At 60.2% G+C, this 20,841-nt stretch carries 21 protein-coding genes; 16 read left to right on the top strand and 5 right to left on the bottom strand.

Annotation, left to right across the window (positions count from 1 at the left end; genetic code table 11):
• Window positions 1-10 precede the first annotated feature (10 nt).
• The 8 genes from MHH62_RS09830 (at window position 11) to MHH62_RS09795 (ending at window position 7,928) form a co-directional block, all read left to right on the top strand.
• Window positions 11-1,012, top strand: coding sequence for a PleD family two-component system response regulator (locus MHH62_RS09830; protein ID WP_014717198.1), 1,002 nt, complete (start codon window positions 11-13; stop codon window positions 1,010-1,012).
• A gap of 175 nt (window positions 1,013-1,187) precedes the next feature.
• Window positions 1,188-2,283, top strand: a protein-coding gene (gene prfB, locus MHH62_RS09825) for a peptide chain release factor 2 (protein ID WP_096001736.1) whose coding sequence is annotated in 2 segments (ribosomal slippage) — window positions 1,188-1,259 and window positions 1,261-2,283 — 1,095 coding nt in all. Because the reading frame shifts where the segments join, the coding sequence is not laid out codon by codon here.
• 79 nt (window positions 2,284-2,362) lie between these two features.
• The gene (lysS, locus tag MHH62_RS09820; RefSeq protein WP_003189082.1) at window positions 2,363-3,865 is read left to right on the top strand and encodes a lysine--tRNA ligase; all 1,503 of its coding nucleotides are present in this window, start codon (window positions 2,363-2,365) and stop codon (window positions 3,863-3,865) included.
• Between the two features lie 143 nt (window positions 3,866-4,008).
• Window positions 4,009-4,725 carry a TetR family transcriptional regulator gene (locus tag MHH62_RS09815; RefSeq protein ID WP_014717200.1) on the top strand — a complete coding sequence of 239 codons (717 nt, stop codon included), beginning with the start codon at window positions 4,009-4,011 and terminating at the stop codon, window positions 4,723-4,725.
• A 96-nt stretch (window positions 4,726-4,821) separates the two neighbouring features.
• Entirely contained in the window at window positions 4,822-6,099 is a 1,278-nt protein-coding gene (locus MHH62_RS09810) for a flavohemoglobin expression-modulating QEGLA motif protein (RefSeq protein WP_014717201.1), read from the top strand.
• A 92-nt stretch (window positions 6,100-6,191) separates the two neighbouring features.
• Window positions 6,192-7,097, top strand: a complete 906-nt coding sequence (locus tag MHH62_RS09805; RefSeq protein WP_014717202.1) for an alpha/beta hydrolase — start codon at window positions 6,192-6,194, stop codon at window positions 7,095-7,097.
• Window positions 7,094-7,420, top strand: a complete 327-nt coding sequence (locus MHH62_RS09800; RefSeq protein ID WP_003172217.1) for a hypothetical protein — start codon at window positions 7,094-7,096, stop codon at window positions 7,418-7,420. Before MHH62_RS09805 ends, MHH62_RS09800 begins: the two co-directional genes overlap by 4 nt.
• A 151-nt stretch (window positions 7,421-7,571) precedes the next feature.
• A complete protein-coding gene (locus MHH62_RS09795; protein WP_014717203.1) occupies window positions 7,572-7,928 on the top strand; it encodes a hypothetical protein in 357 nt (118 codons plus the stop codon).
• 491 nt (window positions 7,929-8,419) lie between these two features.
• Here the strand turns inward: MHH62_RS09795 and MHH62_RS09790 are convergent, their stop codons facing one another.
• The 3 genes from MHH62_RS09790 to MHH62_RS09780 form a co-directional block, all read right to left on the bottom strand.
• Window positions 8,420-9,205, bottom strand: a complete 786-nt coding sequence (locus MHH62_RS09790; RefSeq protein ID WP_003189093.1) for an OmpA family protein — start codon at window positions 9,203-9,205, stop codon at window positions 8,420-8,422.
• 56 nt (window positions 9,206-9,261) lie between these two features.
• Complete coding sequence (locus tag MHH62_RS09785) at window positions 9,262-9,687, bottom strand: DUF4398 domain-containing protein (RefSeq protein ID WP_003189094.1); 426 nt, start codon at window positions 9,685-9,687, stop codon at window positions 9,262-9,264.
• A gap of 283 nt (window positions 9,688-9,970) precedes the next feature.
• A complete protein-coding gene (locus tag MHH62_RS09780) occupies window positions 9,971-10,315 on the bottom strand; it encodes a hypothetical protein (RefSeq protein WP_014717206.1) in 345 nt (114 codons plus the stop codon).
• 199 nt (window positions 10,316-10,514) lie between these two features.
• Between MHH62_RS09780 and ppc the strand changes: the two genes are divergently transcribed.
• The 6 genes from ppc to MHH62_RS09750 all read left to right on the top strand — a co-directional run bounded on the left by ppc (window position 10,515) and on the right by MHH62_RS09750 (window position 16,900).
• Complete coding sequence (ppc, locus tag MHH62_RS09775; RefSeq protein ID WP_060767075.1) at window positions 10,515-13,160, top strand: phosphoenolpyruvate carboxylase; 2,646 nt, start codon at window positions 10,515-10,517, stop codon at window positions 13,158-13,160.
• A 280-nt stretch (window positions 13,161-13,440) separates the two neighbouring features.
• On the top strand, window positions 13,441-14,088 hold the full coding sequence (gene adk, locus MHH62_RS09770) for an adenylate kinase (RefSeq protein ID WP_003189104.1): 648 nt from the start codon (window positions 13,441-13,443) through the stop codon (window positions 14,086-14,088).
• Window positions 14,089-14,178: 90 nt separating this feature from the next.
• The gene (gene tsaB, locus MHH62_RS09765; RefSeq protein WP_019817729.1) at window positions 14,179-14,865 is read left to right on the top strand and encodes a tRNA (adenosine(37)-N6)-threonylcarbamoyltransferase complex dimerization subunit type 1 TsaB; all 687 of its coding nucleotides are present in this window, start codon (window positions 14,179-14,181) and stop codon (window positions 14,863-14,865) included.
• A gap of 160 nt (window positions 14,866-15,025) precedes the next feature.
• Entirely contained in the window at window positions 15,026-15,328 is a 303-nt protein-coding gene (locus MHH62_RS09760; protein ID WP_339232871.1) for a hypothetical protein, read from the top strand.
• Window positions 15,328-16,188, top strand: a complete 861-nt coding sequence (locus MHH62_RS09755; protein ID WP_339232869.1) for a DUF72 domain-containing protein — start codon at window positions 15,328-15,330, stop codon at window positions 16,186-16,188. Before MHH62_RS09760 ends, MHH62_RS09755 begins: the two co-directional genes overlap by 1 nt.
• A 16-nt stretch (window positions 16,189-16,204) precedes the next feature.
• Window positions 16,205-16,900 carry an extensin family protein gene (locus MHH62_RS09750; protein ID WP_339232868.1) on the top strand — a complete coding sequence of 232 codons (696 nt, stop codon included), beginning with the start codon at window positions 16,205-16,207 and terminating at the stop codon, window positions 16,898-16,900.
• Between the two features lie 3 nt (window positions 16,901-16,903).
• Here MHH62_RS09750 and MHH62_RS09745 read toward each other — a convergent pair whose 3' ends face one another.
• Window positions 16,904-17,524, bottom strand: a complete 621-nt coding sequence (locus MHH62_RS09745) for a hypothetical protein (protein WP_032903259.1) — start codon at window positions 17,522-17,524, stop codon at window positions 16,904-16,906.
• A gap of 96 nt (window positions 17,525-17,620) precedes the next feature.
• Between MHH62_RS09745 and MHH62_RS09740 the strand changes: the two genes are divergently transcribed.
• On the top strand, window positions 17,621-18,403 hold the full coding sequence (locus MHH62_RS09740; RefSeq protein WP_014717213.1) for a class I SAM-dependent methyltransferase: 783 nt from the start codon (window positions 17,621-17,623) through the stop codon (window positions 18,401-18,403).
• A gap of 587 nt (window positions 18,404-18,990) precedes the next feature.
• Here MHH62_RS09740 and MHH62_RS09735 read toward each other — a convergent pair.
• On the bottom strand, window positions 18,991-19,647 hold the full coding sequence (locus tag MHH62_RS09735) for a TetR/AcrR family transcriptional regulator (protein ID WP_019817872.1): 657 nt from the start codon (window positions 19,645-19,647) through the stop codon (window positions 18,991-18,993).
• 93 nt (window positions 19,648-19,740) lie between these two features.
• Here MHH62_RS09735 and MHH62_RS09730 point away from each other — a divergent pair, with 93 nt between their 5' ends.
• On the top strand, window positions 19,741-20,841 hold the full coding sequence (locus MHH62_RS09730; RefSeq protein ID WP_336826842.1) for an efflux RND transporter periplasmic adaptor subunit: 1,101 nt from the start codon (window positions 19,741-19,743) through the stop codon (window positions 20,839-20,841).

Here is a 20,841-nt window from a genome sequence, read left to right as displayed (position 1 = left end):
GTGACTGCACATGAATGATTTACAGCTCGACGACTTCAAGACCGACGAAAACGCCGCCATGGTGTTGCTGGTCGACGACCAGGCCATGATCGGTGAAGCCGTGCGGCGTGGCCTGGCCCATGAAGAAAACATCGACTTCCACTTTTGTGCCGACCCGCACCAGGCGATTGCCCAGGCGATCCGCATCAAGCCCACAGTGATCTTGCAGGACCTGGTGATGCCGGGCCTGGACGGCCTCACTCTGGTGCGCGAATACCGCAATCACCCGGCCACCGCGAATATTCCGATCATCGTGCTGTCCACCAAAGAAGACCCGCTGATCAAGAGCGCGGCCTTTGCGGCCGGGGCCAACGATTACCTGGTCAAGCTGCCGGACAACATCGAGTTGGTGGCGCGCATCCGCTACCACTCGCGCTCCTACATGACCCTGTTGCAGCGCGACGCGGCCTACCGCGCGTTGCGCGTCAGCCAGCAACAGTTGCTGGACACCAACCTGGTGCTGCAACGCCTGATGAACTCCGATGGCCTGACCGGGCTGTCCAACCGCCGCCACTTCGACGAATACCTGGAGTTGGAATGGCGCCGCGCCATGCGCGACCAGACCCAACTGTCGCTGCTGATGATCGACGTGGATTTCTTCAAGACCTTCAACGACAGCTTCGGCCACGTCGAGGGCGACGAAGCCTTGCGCAAAGTCGCCAACACCATCCGTGAAGCCAGCAGCCGCCCTTCGGATTTGCCGGCGCGCTACGGCGGCGAGGAGTTCGCGCTGGTCCTGCCCAACACCTCACCGGGCGGCGCACGCCTGGTCGCGGAAAAGCTGCGCATGGCGGTAGCGGCGTTGAAAATCCCGCACATCGCCCCGGCTGAAGGTGCCAGCCTGACCATCAGTATTGGGCTGTCGACGTTGACGCCTGTCCAGGGTACCGATTGTCGGCAGTTGATCATGGCGGCGGACAAGGGGTTATACACGGCCAAGAATAATGGGCGTAATCAGGTGGGCATCGAATAATCCCAAGCGCCGGGCGCCTCTGTGGGAGCAGGTAAGCCAGCTCCCACATTTGATCGCTATCTGGCTATGGATCCTGTACAAACCACCGCCTTTTCGGCCAAGCGGACTGCCGTTCGCAGCCGTTTGCCGTTATACTCGCCGGCTTTCAAAAGTTCGCCAACGAGTGCTGCCCGCCATGGAAATCAACCCGATCCTTAACACCATCAAGGACCTGTCCGAGCGCTCCGAAACTATTCGGGGGTATCTTTGACTACGATCAAAAGCATGAGCGTCTGACCGAGGTCAATCGCGAGCTTGAAGATCCGAGTGTCTGGAACAAACCTGAGTACGCCCAGGAACTGGGGCGCGAGCGCGCTGCGCTGGCACAGATCGTCGATACCCTCGACGAACTGAACACCGGCCTGGGTGATTGCCGCGACCTGCTGGACATGGCCGTCGAAGAAAACGACGAAGGCGCAGTGGGCGATGTCGTCGCCGAGCTGGCCCGTCTCGAGGAAAACCTCGCCAAGCTTGAATTCCGCCGCATGTTCAGCCATGAAATGGACCCGAACAACGCCTATCTGGATATCCAGGCCGGTTCCGGTGGCACCGAGGCCCAGGACTGGGCCAACATCCTGCTGCGCATGTACCTGCGCTGGGCCGACAAACGCGGTTTCGACGCGACCATCATGGAACTGTCCGCCGGTGAAGTGGCCGGTATCAAGGGCGCGACCGTGCACATCAAGGGCGAATATGCCTTTGGCTGGCTGCGCACCGAGATCGGCGTGCACCGCCTGGTGCGCAAGAGCCCGTTCGACTCCGGCAATCGTCGCCACACCTCATTCTCTGCGGTGTTCGTCTCGCCAGAGATCGACGACAAAGTGGAAATCGAGATCAACCCGGCCGACCTGCGGATCGACACCTACCGTTCCTCCGGCGCCGGTGGCCAGCACGTAAACACCACCGACTCGGCCGTACGTATTACCCACGTACCGACCAACACCGTGGTCAGCTGCCAGAACGAACGTTCCCAGCACGCCAACAAGGACACCGCCATGAAAATGCTGCGGGCCAAGTTGTACGAGCAGGAAATGCAGAAGCGCAACGCCGCTTCCCAGGCGCTGGAAGACACCAAGTCGGATATCGGCTGGGGCCATCAGATCCGTTCGTACGTGCTCGATGCCTCGCGGATCAAGGATCTGCGCACTAACATCGAACGCAGCGACTGCGACAAGGTACTCGACGGCGATATCGACGAATACCTGGAAGCCAGCCTGAAATCCGGCCTCTAATACCCTCTGTGGGAGCGGGCTTGCCCGCGATCCCCCGCCGAAGGCTGGGGGCAACGAACCTGATGGAATATTTAAAGACATGAGCGACCAACAACTCGACCCGCAAGCCCTGCAACAGGAAGAAAACTCCCTGATCGCCCTGCGCAAGGAAAAGCTTGCTGCCGAGCGCGCCAAGGGTAACGCCTTCCCCAACGACTTCCGTCGCGACAACTACTGCGATGCCTTGCAGAAGCAATACGCGGACAAGACCAAGGAAGAACTGGCAGAGGCTGCGATCCCGGTCAAGGTGGCAGGTCGCATCATGCTCAACCGTGGCTCGTTCATGGTGATCCAGGACATGACCGGTCGCATCCAGGTCTACGTCAACCGCAAGACCCTGTCCGAAGAAACCCTGGCCTCGGTGAAAACCTGGGACATGGGCGACATCATCGCAGCCGAAGGCACCCTGGCCCGTTCCGGCAAGGGCGACCTGTACGTCGAGATGACCAATGTGCGCCTGCTGACCAAGTCCCTGCGCCCGCTGCCAGACAAACACCACGGCCTGACCGACACCGAACAGCGCTATCGCCAGCGCTACGTTGACCTGATCGTCAACGAAGACGTGCGCCAGACCTTCCGCGTACGCTCGCAAGTCATTGCTCACATCCGCAGCTTCCTGATGCAGCGTGACTTCCTGGAAGTGGAAACCCCGATGCTGCAGACCATCCCGGGTGGTGCCGCAGCCAAACCGTTCGAAACCCACCACAACGCGCTGGACATGGAAATGTTCCTGCGTATCGCGCCGGAGCTGTACCTCAAGCGCTTGGTGGTGGGCGGCTTTGAAAAGGTGTTCGAGATCAACCGCAACTTCCGTAACGAAGGCGTCTCGACCCGTCACAACCCTGAATTCACCATGTTGGAGTTCTACCAGGCCTACGCCGACTACGAAGACAACATGGACCTGACCGAAGAACTGTTCCGCGAGCTGGCACAGCTGGTGCTGGGCAGCACTGACGTGCCGTACGGCGACAAGGTGTTCCACTTCGGCGAGCCATTCGTGCGCCTGTCGGTGTTCGACTCGATCCTCAAGTACAACCCCGAGCTGACCGCTGACGACCTCAACGACATCGACAAGGCCCGTGCCATTGCCAAGAAAGCCGGCGCCAAGGTGCTGGGCTTCGAAGGCCTGGGCAAGCTGCAGGTGATGATTTTCGAAGAACTGGTGGAGCACAAGCTGGAGCAGCCGCACTTCATTACCCAGTACCCGTTCGAAGTGTCGCCGCTGGCCCGTCGCAACGACGACAACCCCAACGTCACCGACCGTTTCGAGCTGTTCATCGGTGGCCGCGAAATCGCCAACGCCTACTCCGAGCTTAACGACGCGGAAGACCAGGCCGAGCGTTTCATGGCCCAGGTGGCCGACAAGGACGCCGGTGATGACGAAGCCATGCACTACGATGCCGACTTCGTTCGGGCCCTGGAGTACGGCATGCCGCCGACTGCCGGTGAAGGTATCGGCATTGACCGTCTGGTGATGTTGTTGACCAACTCGCCGTCGATCCGCGACGTGATCCTGTTCCCGCACATGCGGCCGCAAGCGTAACCGTAGCGAAATCCGAAGCCGCCTTTTATAAGGCGGCTTTTTTATGTGGCCTGTTCAAGTGGTGCTCGTCAGTGATCGTTCCCACGCTCCGCGTGGGAATGCACCCTGTGACGCTCCGCGTCACCTCTAAAGGAAGAAGTGTGGTGAACCGCGTAATAGCTCAAGAAGGTGCCGCCGGCATTGCTGCTGCCGTGGCTGAAAGCGTTCAGTACCAGGGCCGCAAGGCCAGCCGACGGGGCAGCGAGCAACGCCGGCAAGACATTCTCGATGCGGCCATGCGTATCGTCGTGCGCGATGGCGTGCGGGCCGTACGTCACCGGGCAGTGGCGGCAGAGGCGGGGGTGCCGCTGTCGGCCACCACCTATTACTTCAAAGACATCGACGACCTGCTCACCGATACCTTCGCCCAGTACGTGGAACGCAGCGCCGCTTTCATGGGCAAACTGTGGGTGCGCAACGAAGGCCTGTTGCGCGAGATGGTCGCCTATGGCGATGGCAGTCCGGAGTCGCGCTCGCAACTGGCCGATGATATCGCGCGCCTGACCGCTGACTATGTACTGCGCCAGCTGACCAACCGGCGCGAATACCTGATGGCTGAGCAGGCTTTTCGCCAGGAAGCCCTATTGAACCCGCGGCTGGCCGAACTGGTACGCTCCCATCAACAGATCCTGTTGCAGGGTACCGGGCAGTTTTTCCAGGTATTGGGCTCCCGTGAGCCGCAGCAGGATGCCAAGGTGTTGACGGCTATCATCAGTCGGATGGAATATCAGGGCCTGTTGGGCGGCGCAGAGCCTCTGACCGGTGACGAGATGCTTGAAATTCTCAAGCGTTACATGCACCTGGTATTGGCCTCGGTCTAGCCCTGTGCGCAATCTGCTTTGGGGGGAGCTGGGCTTGCTGCTGAAGCCGTGCGCTACCTGCGCGTGGGCCAATAACGTTTAAAGAGGAAGCACCGGGTGGACGATTACCAGCAGACGATACGCACCTTGTCCGATCGCATTGTGCTGGCGCAAACACCGATCCGCGTTCTCGATGCGGTGAAATGGGACGAAAACATTCGCCAGGGATTTCTCAAGGCCAAGGGCAAGGCGATGCCTGCCGTAGACCGTGATTACTACCTGAACCGACCGCTGTCGTTCGACTCCAGCGCGGTGAAGCTGGAATTCCAGAACATCGAGCGCGACATCACCCGTCGCCTTGGACAATTCAGCCCGGTGGGGCAGATCATGCGGCGCATGTGCCGCGAATACCGCATGGTGGTGCGCATGCTTGAAGCGCGCGGCACCGAGGACTTCGGTCTGATTTCCCAAGAGCTGTACGGCGCCGCCTCCGATGCGTTCCACGCCGGCGACCCGACCCTGGCCGACCTTGGCCTGATGCTCTCCGATTACCTCAACAACATCGACGGTAGGGGTGACCTCAAGGACGAAGCCAAGACCCTCACCGCCAAAGATGCGGTCAGCCTGCTGCAAACCCGTCTGAACAAGGTATTTGGCGAGGCGGAAGAAACCATCCGCGTATTCGAGTCCGATGGCATTGTCGCCGACGCAGCGGCGGGCGCTGACTACATCAAGATCCGCGCCGACGCGATGTTCAACGACCGCGACGTGCGCGCTTTGGAGGTGCATGAAGGCCTGGTGCATGTGGGCACCACCCTCAACGGCCAGAACCAGCCGATCTGCACGTTCCTGTCCAAAGGCCCGCCGTCGTCCACCGTCACCCAGGAAGGCCTGGCGATCCTGATGGAAATCATCACGTTTGCCTCCTACCCCAGCCGCCTGCGCAAACTCACCAACCGGACACGTGCCATCCATATGGTGGAGGAGGGGGCGGACTTCCTGCAGGTGTTTGAGTTCTTCCGCGAGCAAGGCTTTGAAATGGCCGAAAGCTATGGGAATGCCAGCCGGGTATTCCGTGGTTCGGTGCCCACCGGTCTGCCATTTACCAAGGATTTGTCCTACCTCAAGGGCTTTATCATGGTCTACAACTACATCCAGCTCGCTGTACGTAAAGGCAAGCTGGAGCAAGTGCCGCTGCTGTTCTGCGGCAAGACCACCCTTGAAGACATGCGTACCCTGCGCCAGTTGGTCGACGAAGGCCTGGTGGTGCCGCCCAAGTACCTGCCGGAGCAGTTTCGCGACATGAACGCGCTGGCGGCCTGGATGTGCTTCTCCAACTTCCTCAACCACTTGAGCCTGGACCGGATCGAGGCGGATTACTCCAATATCCTTTAACTGACGAAACCGGATCAAAATGTGGGAGCAGGCAAGCCAGCTCCCACATTTGATCTGCACGGGTCTTCAGAACTTTCGCGAGGCTTCAACGGATGAGAATCCTCGGCATTTTATGCCTGCTACTCACACTGAACGGCTGCAGCTCCTTGCTGTTCTACCCCGAGCCCGGCCTGCCCTTCACGCCGGAAAAAGCCCATCTTCCCTACCGCGACGTCACGCTCACCACCGCAGATGGCGTGAAACTGCACGCCTGGTGGCTGCCGGCCAAACCCGGCGTACCGCTCAAGGGCACCGTCCTGCATTTGCACGGCAATGGCGGTAACCTCGCCTGGCACCTGGGGGGCAGTTGGTGGTTGCCGGAACAGGGCTATCAAGTGCTGTTGCTGGACTATCGTGGCTATGGGCTTTCGGAAGGCAAGCCATCGTTGCCGGCGATCTACCAGGATATCGACGCCGCTTTCAGCTGGATCGACAAGGCGCCTGAAACCCAGGGTCAACCGCTGATTATCCTCGGCCAAAGCCTGGGTGGTGCACTGGCAGTGCATTACCTGGCAGCCCACCCGGAGCGCCAATCCCAACTCAAGGCGCTGGTATTGGACGGCGTACCCGCCAGTTATCGTGACGTAGGACAATTCGCCTTGAGCACTTCCTGGTTAACCTGGCCGTTGCAGGTGCCGCTGTCATGGCTGGTGCCTGACGGCGATAGTGCGATCAAGGCCATGCCAGGGCTGACCGGCGTGCCCAAGTTGCTGTTCCACAGCCTGGATGACCCTATCGTGCCGGTGTCCAATGGCATCCGCTTGTATCAGGCCGCCCCCCCGCCCAGGGTGTTGCAACTGACCCGTGGCGGCCATGTGCAGACCTTTGCCGACAAAACCTGGCAAACCGTCATGCTGCGTTATCTGGACGACCCGCAGCACTTCAACGGCTTGCGCCGCCTGGGAGAAATCCCGAATTACCCTGTTCCTAAAGTTGATTCATCAGAGAGCCCGCAATGAGCGAAGAACGCAATATGATCCCGCTGATTCTCACCGGCATCGGCACCATCATCGGCACCGTAGGCTGCCTGTGGTACTACGGCTACCTGCACTTCGCCAAGCCCGAAGATGCGTTGCTGCTCAGCGACTTCACCATGCTCAAGACAGTGCCGGGCGAGGATTACAAGATCTCCCTGACCCCGGCTGCGCAAGTGGCGCAGTGCGTTGACGGCGTGTTGGTGATGTTTGATACCGAACAGAAAGGCTTGAGCGGCGTGCTGGTCAATAACAAGAAGCAGGCCGTGCGTTGCATGGGCCAGGAAACCCCGCAGTTGCAACAGTGAGCCCAAAAACCATCCGGTGTGCAGCTTAGTTGCTCAAGGGCTTTCGAGCCTTTACAGATTGGAACCATCTTCATTCGTACGCCACAGATGAGGTACTGATTGGCCTGGCTGATCAGCGCACTTTATTTCATCAATCTGGAGTACGAGTTTTATGAATGGTATTGGCGCAGCACCTTCAATTGGCGTCGGCAATTCGGGAGGTTCTCAGGGGGCTTCGCAAGGTCTTGATCAGCAAATCCAGCAACTTCAAGAGCAAATCCGCGCTAAGCGCGGTGAAGGTTCGCAAGGTTCTGGTTCCGGTGGTTCCCAGGGGGGTGGAGGCGCTCAAGGTTCCGGAGCAAGCCAAGGCGCTGGTGGGGGAGAAAGCATTGAAGAGCTGCTTGAAATGCTGAAGCAACTGCTGGAAAAAAAAGCGGCTCAAAGTGGCCAAGCCGGTGAAGGTGGCTCAGCTGGCCAAGGCCAGATTCAGGCCGGCGGTGGCGAGAATCAAGGCTCAGTCACCTACTGATAGGCAACCCTTAAAAACCTGTCAGTTATCGACAGGTTTTTCATGTCAGCGGCATTGCACTTATCGGCGTACCGGGGGCGTGTAACGAAATTGTTTGGAACCTAATTGCGTCAGGTACCACAAAGGGCGATGTAACTTACGCACAGTGGGGGCGGGAAGGCAGTGATAAGAATTGATGCGATATGCAATATGCTGGCTATGGCCAGGGCGCATCAGGCGTTGGAGCGGGCGGATGCGCAAGAACAGGCGCGTAATCAGTTGGCAGGTTGCTCATCTGATACCTCCCGTCATAACAAAAAGATAACGCCGCCGGATGAAGATACTGATCGCATGATCAAGTTTCCCTAGTCAAAAAAACCACCGTTTCTGGTGGTTTTTTTGTGGCAATCGCATCACCTTCGGATACCTCAATGACTAAAGCTTGAATACGCTTTCATGAATGGCAACGAAAAAGCCCCGCCTGAAGGCGGGGCTTTTTACCAGACCAATGATCAGTTAGCGACGGAAGACCGTGGCTTGACCGGCTGGTTGTCGTTGGAGATTGTCACCTCAACGCGACGGTTCATGGCGCGGCCGGAAACGCTGCCGTTATCGGCAACCGGATATTCCTTGCCATAGCCCTGGGTCACGATGCGCGAGATATCCACGCCTTGTTGAGCCAGTGCACGTTGAACGGAAGCGGCACGACGCTCCGACAGGCTCTGGTTGTACGAGTCAGAACCGGTGCTGTCGGTGTAGCCTTCGACGATCACTTTACGGTCTGGGTTGTCGCGCAGGAACTGAGCCAGCTTGGTGATGTTCACCAGGCCGCTGGATTTCAGGTCGGACTTGTTGGTGGCGAACAGCACGTCACCGAAAGTCACCAGGGTGCCACGATCGGTTTGCTTGGCGTTCAAGCTGTTTTGCAGTTGCTTGATCTGCGCATCACGCGCGTCCAGCAGGGCACGGGCGCGTTCGTCACCGGCGTTTTTCAGCTTGGCTTCGGATTCGCGCAGGACGATGGTGTCCTTGGCCACTTCAACGCGCTGGTTGGTCAGGTATGCGAGTTGGTCGACTTTCTTCTCGTCTTCTTTGTCGCGGTAGGCCTTGTCAGCCTTGTCCAGCCAGTCGCTGGCGTCTTTGGTTTCCAGCGCAGCCAGCTTGGTGGCTTGTGGGTTGGTTTGCAGGGACGAGAAATTGGTCCGCGCATTTTCCAGGTTCGCGTTCGGCGGGGTGGAGCAGGCCGCCAAGGCAACGCTCATCGCCAGCAGGGCAGGGATCATCAATTGTTTACGCATAGTCGTGTCGTCCTTTCAATTCGATATCAGGTGCGATGCAGTCAAGTGGCAGCGGCTTACTTCTGCATGATTGCAGCTGGGCGCATGCCTTCTTTACGCAGTTCGTCAACAGCCTTCTGGGAATCCTTCACAGCCTGTTGAGCCTTGGCAGCCTGGGCTTTACGCTCAGCGACGCGAGCATCCCACTCGGCTTGTTCAGCCAGTTGGCGAGCTTTGTCGTAGTTCTTGTCGTGCATGGCAATCTCAGCTTCTTTGAGCTTGTCCTGGGCCGACTTCATTTCCACCGCCGCATACTCGGTACCGCCGGCGCTGACTGCGCTGTTGACGGCCGATTGGGTTACGGCGTACTGCTCGGTTGGAGGGTTGCCGGCGCAGCCCGCCAGAACGAAGCTGGTGCCGATTGCCAGCGCGGCCAATTTGAGCCCGCGCAGGTGGTTAAACGAGGATTTGGCAGTGCTGGTGTTCATCGTCTTCAACTCCATTGGATAACTCCTGAAAAACATCAAAATCCATCGGGGCGTATCGATTTCGGGCCCGTCGGTAAAGCACATGGCGTCCGTTCAAACGACCGTTCCACAAGTGATGGCTACTGGCTGTGACCGGAGGCTTTTTTCAAAAGTTCAGCGGATATGGCGATTTGCCTAAAAAAATATCTGACTGACTGGTCAATGTTTAAAAAATGGAACTTTCGCGGCGGGCAGCGGTACCTCCGGGCCTGTAAAAGGCCCGGAATACGTGGGTTTAATTGACGTCAATAAATGTTTATCAGTGTTTTTGTTCGTCAGCAACGGCTGATAAATCATGCAAATGGCGACGGGATAACGTGAGAAAACGTGGGGTGGGGCCGACGTCTTCATACAGCGGATCACCCTCTTCGTCGGTGGCAATCACCTGCTGGCCCTGGATGTAGGGAAAGCTGGCTTCCAGCTCTTCCAGTGCGGCGCCGATCAGCTCGCCGAGCAGTTCTTCGACGTGGCGCTTGGGGTACATCTCGGCAATGGCCGCCAGCCGGGCAGCGGCTTCTACATCCAGATGAATGGCGTATTCAGTCTTGGTCAAACGACCCTTGGCGGTTTCTTCCCAATGCTGGGCCAGTTCTCGAATTTTCATGGCTACCTCAATAAAGCCTGCGATGGCAGGCGGTGATGAGTGACCAGCCGCCTGCGTGAAAATAACGCGGCGACTCATCGTTGAGACTAGCTGTAAGCGCCAAGGTTTAAAGTCGTTCGCGTTCGGCCTTGTCAGAAACCGACGTCGGCGGCACTCTGAAGCACCTGCGCGTCCCGGATTTCTGGCTGGAGATTGGCTGATGAGTGATATCGATGCACGCTTGCGTGAGGATGTTCACCTGCTGGGTGAGCTGTTGGGCAACACCATTCGAGAGCAGTACGGCGAGGCTTTCCTCGATAAGATCGAGCAGATCCGCAAAGGCGCCAAGGCCGACCGCCGTGGAGCCGTTTCGCAAAATGCCGCTGGTGATGAACTGAGCGCCAGCCTCAATCAGTTGCAGGAGGAGGAGTTGCTGCCCGTGGCGCGGGCCTTCAACCAGTTCCTCAACCTGGCCAACATTGCCGAGCAATATCAGTTGATTCATCGGCGCGATGAATCGCAATCTGCGCCGTTCGAATCCCGCGTCTTGCCAGAATTGCTGGCCCGTCTGCAAAGCGAAGGGCACAGCAATGAATCCTTGGCCCGGCAGCTGGCGCGGCTGGACATCGAGCTGGTGCTCACCGCCCACCCCACCGAAGTGGCCCGCCGCACGCTGATTCAGAAATACGATGCCATTGCCGCGCAACTGGCCTTGCAGGATCACCGCGATCTCACCACCGCCGAGCGCGAGCAGATTCGCGAGCGCTTGCAACGCTTGATCGCCGAAGCCTGGCACACCGAAGAAATCCGGCGCGTGCGCCCCACGCCGGTAGATGAAGCCAAATGGGGCTTTGCGGTGATCGAGCATTCGCTGTGGCACGCCATTCCCAATTACCTGCGCAAGGCCGACCAGGCCCTGCACGCCGCCACCGGCTTGCGCCTGCCCCTGGAGGCTGCGCCGATTCGCTTTGCTTCGTGGATGGGCGGCGACCGTGACGGCAACCCGAACGTCACCGCGCCGGTCACCCGCGAAGTGCTGCTGCTGGCGCGTTGGATGGCGGCGGATTTGTATCTGCGTGACATTGATCAACTGGCTTCCGAGCTGTCGATGCAACAGGCCAGCCCGGCGTTGCAAGCCAAAGTCGGCGACAGCGTCGAACCTTATCGTGCCTTGCTCAAGCAACTGCGCGAACGCCTGCGCGCCACGCGCCAGTGGGCCCACACCTCGTTGACCAGCACCACCCCGGCGCCGGCCGAGGTGTTGCAGGACAACCGCGACCTGCTCGACCCGCTGCAACTGTGCTACCAATCGCTGCACGAATGCGGCATGGGCGTGATCGCCGATGGCCCGCTGCTCGACTGCCTGCGCCGTGCCGTGACGTTCGGCCTGTTCCTGGTGCGCCTGGATGTGCGTCAGGACTCCAGCCGTCACTCGGCGGCCATGACCGAAATCACCGATTACCTGGGCCTGGGGCGTTATGAGGACTGGGATGAGGATGCGCGTATCAGCTTCCTGACCCAGGAACTGACCAATCGGCGGCCCTTGCTGCCGGGTTACTTCAAACCCTCGGCGGACACTGCCGAGGTATTGAATACCTGCAAGGAAATCGCCGCCGCACCGGCGGCGTCATTAGGTTCGTATGTCATCTCTATGGCGGGCGCCGCGTCGGATGTATTGGCGGTGCAACTGCTGTTGAAAGAGTCGGGCGTACAACGGCCGATGCGCGTAGTGCCGTTGTTCGAGACCCTGGCCGACCTGGACAACGCCGGACCGGTGATGGAGCGCCTGCTGCAATTGCCGGGTTACCGCGCACGCTTGCAGGGCCCGCAGGAAGTGATGATTGGCTACTCGGACTCGGCCAAGGACGCGGGCACCACGGCCGCCGCCTGGGCGCAGTACCGGGCGCAGGAACGTCTGGTGGATATCTGCCGCGAGCAACAGGTGGAGCTATTGTTGTTCCATGGTCGCGGCGGCACCGTTGGTCGTGGCGGTGGCCCGGCACACGCGGCTATCCTGTCGCAGCCGCCGGGCTCGGTGGCGGGGCGTTTCCGTACCACTGAGCAGGGCGAGATGATTCGCTTCAAATTCGGTCTGCCGGATATCGCTGAGCAGAACCTCAATCTCTACCTGGCGGCGGTACTGGAAGCGACCCTGTTACCGCCGCCCCCTCCCGAGCCTGCCTGGCGTCATCTGATGGACGAACTGGCGGCAGACGGTGTCAGCGCTTACCGGGCCGTGGTGCGGGAAAATCCGCAGTTCGTCGAGTACTTCCGCCAGTCCACGCCGGAGCAGGAGTTGGGCCGTTTGCCCTTGGGCAGTCGCCCGGCCAAGCGCCGTGCGGGCGGGATAGAAAGCTTGCGCGCCATCCCATGGATCTTTGGCTGGACCCAGACGCGTCTGATGCTACCCGCCTGGCTCGGCTGGGAAGCGGCACTGAGCAAGGCGCTGGAGCGCGGTGAAGGTCAATTGCTGGGGCAGATGCGCGAGCAGTGGCCATTCTTTCGCACGCGCATCGACATGCTGGAAATGGTGCTGGCCAAGGCCGATGCCGATATCGCCCGTCTTTATGATGAGCGTCTGGTGCAGCCGGACCTGCTGGCATTGGGTGCGCACTTACGCGACCTATTGTCGCAGGCGTGTGACGTGGTGCTTGGCCTGACCGGCCAGTCGCAGCTGCTGGCCCATAGCCCCGACACCCTGGAGTTCATCCGCCTGCGCAACACCTACCTGGACCCCTTGCACCTGTTGCAGGCCGAGTTGTTGGCACGTTCCCGTCAGCAGGAGGCTGCGCAAGACAGCCCTCTGGAACAGGCGCTGCTGGTGTCCGTGGCCGGTATTGCGGCCGGTTTGCGCAACACCGGTTGAGGTTTTTTGCGTGTACTCAATGGTTTGCGGATAAACCACGACGACCGCCCGGAAACGGGCGGTCGTCTTTTGAGCAGGCGGGTTGCGCTCAGGCACACCCTGGCGCTGACGCATGTGCGGCGCGGGTTTCTCCTACTTTTGGCGGCTTGTATGGTGAGGGCCCGCTGTGTATCTTGATCAGCCTTTGGCCGTTTGATCGGCCTAGAACCACATTTTTACGAGATTGGCCCCACGCGGCGAATCCGAGCGTCATCTCTATAAAAAATTGAGGAGCACATCGATGCGCGTCATTCTGCTGGGAGCTCCCGGGGCCGGTAAAGGTACTCAGGCAAAGTTCATCACTGAAAAATTCGGCATTCCACAAATCTCCACCGGCGACATGCTGCGTGCGGCCGTCAAGGCTGGCACCGAGCTGGGCCTGATCGCCAAGAGCGTGATGGACAGCGGCGGCCTGGTCTCCGATGACCTGATCATCAACCTGGTCAAGGAACGCATCAGCCAGGAAGACTGCAAGAACGGTTTCCTGTTCGACGGCTTCCCACGCACCATTCCCCAGGCTGAAGCCTTGGTGAAGGCGGGCGTGGAGTTGGACGCCGTGGTCGAGATCGCAGTTGAAGACGAAGAGATCGTCCAGCGTATCGCTGGCCGTCGCGTTCACGAAGGCTCGGGCCGCGTGTACCACATCGTCTACAACCCGCCGAAAGTCGAAGGCAAGGACGATGTCACTGGCGAAGACCTGGTGCAGCGTAAAGACGACACCGAAGAAACTGTGCGTCATCGCCTGTCGGTCTACCATTCCCAGACCAAGCCCCTGGTGGACTTCTACCAGAAGCTGTCCGCAGCCCAGGGCAAGCCGAAATACAGCCACATCCCTGGTGTGGGCTCGGTAGAGGCCATCACCGCCAAGGTGCTGCAAGCACTGAGCTGATCCCTTAATCGGCGGCACAGACAACGGCCCGCTTGCGGGCCGTTGTTGTTTATACTGGCGCACTTTTTTCCGACTTGGACACCCACACCGATGAGCACCCTGCTGGCCCTGGACACCGCGACTGAAGCTTGCTCCGTTGCCTTGCTGCACGATGGCAAGGTCACGAGCCACTACGAGGTGATCCCGCGCCTGCACGCGCAGAAATTGTTGCCGATGATCAAGCAACTGCTTGAAGACGCCGGTACCACCCTGGCTGCCGTGGATGCCATCGCGTTCGGCCGTGGCCCCGGTGCATTCACTGGCGTGCGCATTGCCATTGGCGTGGTGCAGGGCCTGGCCTTTGCGCTGGAGCGCCCGGTGTTGCCGGTGTCCAACCTGGCGGTACTGGCCCAGCGTGCGTTGCGTGAGCACGGGGCATCGCAGGTGGCAGCGGCAATTGATGCGCGCATGGATGAGGTTTACTGGGGTTGCTACCGTGAGACCGCAGGCGAAATGCGCCTGGTCGGTGCGGAAGCGGTGCTTGCCCCCGAAGCTGCGCAGTTGCCCGCTGACGCCAGCGGTGATTGGTTCGGTGCCGGCACGGGCTGGGGTTATGGCGAGCGCATCAAGGTGTCGTGTGCCGAGCAGGACGCAGCGATGTTGCCCCACGCCGAAGACCTGCTGGCGTTGGCACGTTTCGCATTCGAGCGCGGCGAGGCGATTGCGGCGGACCAGGCAGCACCGGTGTACCTGCGCGATAAAGTCGCGCAGACCAAGGCCGAACGCGGGATTATTTGACGCCAAAAATGTGGGCGTTACGCGGCAAATTTCGCCAATCGTCAGAATTTGCCTGGGTTTTTAAACCTTTTACAAATTATGTGTTCTAGTTATCACCAGAGCATTTGCGCGCCATGGAAAGTGCCGCTAAATTGCCATCATTGATACCGAGTCTGCATGTATGCGTATAGACGGTTTTTCCTCACAGTCGTACCCCCTCAAGCGTAAGCCGCGCAAGGCGAGCGTGACGGTAGACGAGTCCGTCGAGGATTCACCGGACTTCATCGAAGTACACATCGATACGCCTTCCAAAGCTCAAGGCGCCTCGAGCGCACGTATCAGCGGCGTTCCTGCCCGTCAGCAAGACATGGTCTTTCCCCGTTCCATGAGCAAAAGCGTTGCCACCGCCCTGGCCAGCTACCTGACCACTGCCGGCTTTGTCGAATGGGATATGGAAGTGCTGGGTCTCGATATCCATATCTGATGCGTTTGCCTTATTACATCGGCTGCCCGTCCTGGAGTGAAAACGCCTGGCGCGAGTACCTGTATCCCGTTGAGGCACGTTCCAGCGATTACCTCGGGCTCTATTCCCAGGTCTTCAACGCCGTTGAGGGCAATACCACTTTTTACGCTCGCCCCTCGGCCGCCACTGTGCAGCGCTGGGCCGAAATCATGCCTGATGATTTTCGCTTCACCGCCAAATTCCCCGGCGATATCAGCCATGCTGGCGATTTACGTGAACAGTTGCCGGCGGCAGAAAGTTTTGTCGGCTTGATGAGCCCGTTGGGTGAGCGCGTTTCACCGCTGTGGCTGCAGCTCTCGAAGAGCTTTACGCCGCCACGCCTGGCGGAGCTGGCTGGATTTCTCGATGGCATTGATCGGCCGCTGGCCGTGGAGGTGCGTCATGAACAGTTCTTTGCCAAGGGTGATGCTGAGCGCATGCTCAACCGCCTGTTGCGCGATCGCGGTGTCGAGCGCATCTGCCTCGATCCCCGTGCACTGTTCAGTTGTACTTCTACCTCGGAAGCGGTGCTGCATGCCCAGTCAAAAAAGCCCCGGGTGCCACCGCGCCCGGCGGCCCTGACGCAGTTTCCCCAGGTGTGCTTCATCGGGCATCCGGACCTTGAGGCCAATGACCCGTTCCTGATTCCCTGGGTGGAAAAGATCGCCAGTTGGATCGAAGAGGGCCGCACGCCCTATATGTTCCTGCACACGTCGGACAACCGTCTCGCGGCACAGCTGGCGCTGCGCTTCCACGCCAAGCTGATGGTGCGCCTGCCAGGGCTACCGCCGCTGCCTGCCTTGCATCGAGAACCCGTGGCGGAGCAGCTCGGACTACTTTGAGGGTTGAGCCGTGGGTATGGTCAAGACATTGAGTGTGTTGCTGGTGCTGGTGGGGGCATTTGCGCTGGCTGTCTGGCGGGGTTGGGTGCCGATGCCGCCTGAATGGAACCCCTGGGCGCCCTTGGATGTGCGAGCGAGCCCCAACCTGTTGACGCGCTACAAGCTCAGTCGTTTGCAGGATGATCCAGCGCTGTGTGACCAGGTGTTGAACACCTCTGGTCTGCGCGTGAGCCGCCAGGCCGATACACCGACTGATGCAGCGTGCCCCTTGCGCAGTGTCCTGCGCGTGCAGGGCGCTGACGTGGCCTTGAGCAGCAGCTTTCTTGCCAGTTGCCCGCTGGCGGTGGCGTTCGCCTTGTTCGAGCGACATAGCCTGCAACCGGCGGCCCAGGCCGTGTTTGGCCAAGCGGTGAGCCGCGTCGAGCATTTGGGCAGTTTTGCCTGCCGTAATATCTACAACAACCGTGCCGACGGTCGACTCAGCCAGCATGCGTCGGCCAATGCCCTGGATATCGCCGGTTTTCGCCTGGCGGATGGGCGCAGCATCAGCGTGCTCAAGGATTGGCCGGGCCAGGGCGACAGTGCGCGTTTCCTGCGCTTGGTACGCGATGGCGCCTGTGATGATTTCAACGTGGTGTTGAGCCCGGACTACAACGCCGCCCATCGCAACCATTTCCATCTGGACATGGGGCGTTGGTGGGTGTGTCGCTAAGGTTCAGGCGGCCAGGCGCAGGTTGTGGGTCACCAGCGGGCGCGCCCAGTAGTAATCGAAATCCAGGGCCTTTTGCTGCGCCAGCAGTTCTTCTTCGGGGTACGGCGTGGCGGCCGGTGGCAGCAGGTCCAGCTCGAATTCGGCAATCGGCAGGTGCAGTGGGCGTGGTTGTGGCGCCGGGCCCGGCGCGGGTAGCGGTTGGCCGGCGTTCAGCACAATGGGGCGCACCCACTCGCTCTCAAACGCTTGTTGGCGTTGCTGGACGATAACTTCTTCTTCCGGGAACGGCGTCGCGGCCGGTGGCAGCAGCTCGGTTTCGAACTCGGCAATTGGCAGGAAGAGCGGTTCCGGCGGGGCGATCTCGGTGTCTTTCACATCGCACTCACGCTGGGTGAGGATCTGCGCCAGCAGGTCGGCGCCTTCGCGGGGTTCAACCGCCGGGTCTGCCGGGGCAGGCGTCTTGGCGGCGAGCGCGTCCGACGTTTCACCGAGCTGCTCGGCCAACGCACGGGCGAAGAAGTCCTGCCACACATGACTCACCCCGGCCAGCGCTTGGGTATTGCGCAGGCCGTAATGGTTGTGGGTCGGCAGTACACCGATGGAAAGGGGAAGAATGTCTGACATTTTTCTCGGTCGACGCTCAGCTCTGGCAAAATACCTGACTGTGATTTTTATCGGCCGTTGTTTGCCGATCCTTAATATTTTTGAGCGTGGCGATTGATGAACGAACAACCAGCGGCCAGCCGCATCCAGGTCCAAGCCTTGGCTGACAGCTTCCAGGCCCGCGCTGAACAGTGGGCTTCGCTGCTGGGGTTGCCTCTGCAGGTGGCCGATGCGGATTTTTCCCTGCAAGTGGGGGAGCACGGCTTGCAGTTGCAACAGCTTGGGCCTGATGCGCCAGGGCCGGTGCGGGTCGACTTTGTCGAAGGCGGCGCGGCACATCGGCGGTTGTATGGCGGCGGCAGCGGGCAGATGATCGCCAAGGCGGTGGGCATCGCCCAGGGCGTGCGCCCGCGGGTGCTGGATGCCACGGCTGGCTTGGGCAAGGACGCGTTCGTGCTGGCCAGCCTCGGGTGTGAGATGAGCCTGATCGAGCGCCAGCCGCTGATCGGCGCCTTGCTCGAAGATGGTCTGGCCCGCGCTGCCGAGGATTTTGACGTGGCGCCGATTGTGGCGCGCATGAAGCTGCTCAAGGGCAACTCCATCGACGTGATGCTCAACTGGCAGGGCGAGCCGCCTCAGGTGATCTACCTGGACCCGATGTTTCCGCACCGTGAGAAAACCGCCCTGGTAAAGAAGGAAATGCGCCTGTTCCGCCCATTGGTGGGCGATGACCCGGATGCCCCGGCGTTGCTCGCGGCGGCTCTGGCCCTGGCCAGCCATCGTGTGGTGGTCAAGCGTCCGCGCAAGGCACCCTGCATTGAGGGGCCGAAGCCGAGCCATGCGCTGGATGGCAAGTCCAGCCGCTACGACATTTATCCCAAGAAAGCGCTCAAGCCGTAAGCTGCAAACAGCAGCACTTATCTCCCAGGTGCGGCGAGATCCAACTGTGGGAGCTGGCTTGCCTGCGAAGACGGCCTGACAGCCGATGCCTATCTCTCTGGCGCGCCGCAATCCAAATGTGGGAGCTGGCTTGCCTGCGATGACGGCCTGAAAGCCGACACCTGTCTACCTGACGCCCCGCTATCCAAACTGTGGGAGCGGGCTTGCTCGCGAAGGCTGCCTGGCAGTCAACACAGTTGGATTGTGTACATATCCATTCCTGCGGTAACGGCCACCTAGGGTTCCGCTCTGACAGCGGCTCACTTTTGAAAAGCGCAAAAGTAAGCAAAACGCTCTTGCCCCACCACTCGGCACCTCGCCTGGGCTCGGTGTGCCCGTAATCCGCCAGTGAGTTGGGGGGCCGCCGCCACGCGCCATCCATGGCGCGGGGCGGCTAAACCGGCATCCCTGCCGGTTTACCCCCCAAATCCCTGTCGAATTCCGGCCAGCGTGGTTTGACGGGGCGCTTAAGATCAAAATCAAAAGCAGATCAAGAGCAGATCAAGAGCGACTCGCTTCGCATCGTGGTTACCGTCGGTTGCTACCGCCTATGCGGTGCTGTCGAGCCCCGTGCTGCGATAGGCCCGCATAAACAACTGCACCACGTCCTGCACATGCTCTTCAGCCTCTTGCGCGCTCAGTTGTCCGCCGCAGCCATACAACAAGCGAAAGTTCGCCGTGCCCTTGAGCAAGCAAAAGAAGTGCTCCGCGGCTTTGAACGGTGTGTCGATGCTCAGCGCGCCGCCCTGGTCAATCTTGCCGAGCAAGCGCTCCATGCCTTGCAGCATGCGCATGGGGCCGGCGTTGAAGAAGATCTGGGAGAGTTTCACGTCCTGATTGCCGGTGGTCATCATCAGGCGATGCAGGTTTACCGACTCCTCGCTGTTGATCAGCCGATGAAAGCCGCGTGCGATGTTGAGCAACACCGTCTCGACGGGCATGCCTTCGGGAAGCTCGAAGTACATCACCGGCAATTGCTCTTCACATTTGGCCACTACCGCCGCGGTGAACAGCGTCTCCTTGTCGGTGAAGTGGCTGTAGACCGTGAGTTTCGATACGCCGGCCGCCAGGGCGACGGCGTCCATGCTGGTGTTTGCATAGCCCTTGTCCAGGAACAGCGATTTTGCCGATTCGAGGATTGCCTGGCGTTTTGCCATGTCCTTGGGGCGCCCGGGGCTTGCGGTGTTCAGAGGATTGTCGGACATTTTCACCTTTAATACTGGACTGGTGAGTTTGGTATTAATAACATACCGGCCAGTATAATTATTCCAAGCTCTATTTGCGAAAGGTCCTTCAGCATGCGCAGCGCTTTCCTGCCCCTTGCTTTGCCTGTCAGCCTGATCTTCCTGTTGGCCGCTTGCGGCCATGAAGAAGCGGCCCAGACCACCGTGCGCCCGGCCATGGTGGTGCAACCGCAGCCGTCGGCGCAGGCAATGGACAGCTACCCCGGTGAGGTGCGTGCCCGTTATGAGCCGGACCTGGCCTTTCGCATCGGCGGCAAAGTCAGCAAGCGCCTGGTGGAGGAGGGCGAACGGGTCAAGGCCAACCAGCCGCTGGCCGAACTCGACCCCCAGGACGTGCGCCTGCAACTGGAGGCCACCCGCGCCCAAGTAGCCGCCGCAGAGGCCAATCTGAGCTTGGTACGTGCGGAGCGAGATCGCTACAAGACCTTGATGGACCGTCAGATGGTCAGTCGGTCGCAGTACGACAATTCCGAAAACCTCTACCGAGCCGGTGAAGCACGCCTGAAGCAGATCAAGGCCGAGTTCGATGTGTCCAGCAATCAGGCCGGCTACGCCGTGCTGCGTGCGCCTCAGGATGGGGTAGTCGCCAAGCGTGCCGTCGAGGTGGGGCAAGTGGTTTCCGCTGGCCAGACGGTGTTCACCCTGGCCACCGATGGCGAGCGTGAAGTCTTGATCAGCCTGCCCGAGCAGGGCTTTGGCCGCTTCAAGATCGGCCAGCCGGTGTCGGTGGAGTTGTGGAGCCAGCCAGAGCAACGCTTCGCCGGGCGCATTCGTGAACTGTCTCCTGCCGCCGACCCCAAGTCTCGCACCTTCGCCGCGCGCGTAGCCTTCACCGGCGGCAAAGTGCCCGCCGAACTGGGCCAAAGCGCACGGGTTTTCATCCAGGTCGACGGTGTCATTCCCCTATCGGTACCGCTGTCTGCCCTGAGTGCCGAGAACGGTGCGTCCTACGTTTGGCGTGTAAAACCGGACAACACCCTTGAACGCACCCCTGTACGCATTGGTGCGTTTGGCGAAAACACCGTGCCGGTACTCGAAGGCTTGGCCGCCACCGATTGGGTGGTGGCCGCAGGCGTGCATGTGCTCCATGAGGGCCAACCCGTGCGCCCGGTGGATCGCTCCAACCGTGTAGTGAATCTGGCGACCAAGGAGTAG

Origin of the sequence: Pseudomonas sp. FSL L8-0168 (assembly GCF_037976155.1) — a bacterium.
Classification (GTDB): Bacteria; Pseudomonadota; Gammaproteobacteria; order Pseudomonadales; family Pseudomonadaceae; genus Aquipseudomonas; species Aquipseudomonas paracarnis.
Note: the sequence above shows the minus strand (reverse complement) of the source record. Positions and strands in the feature narration are given on the sequence as shown.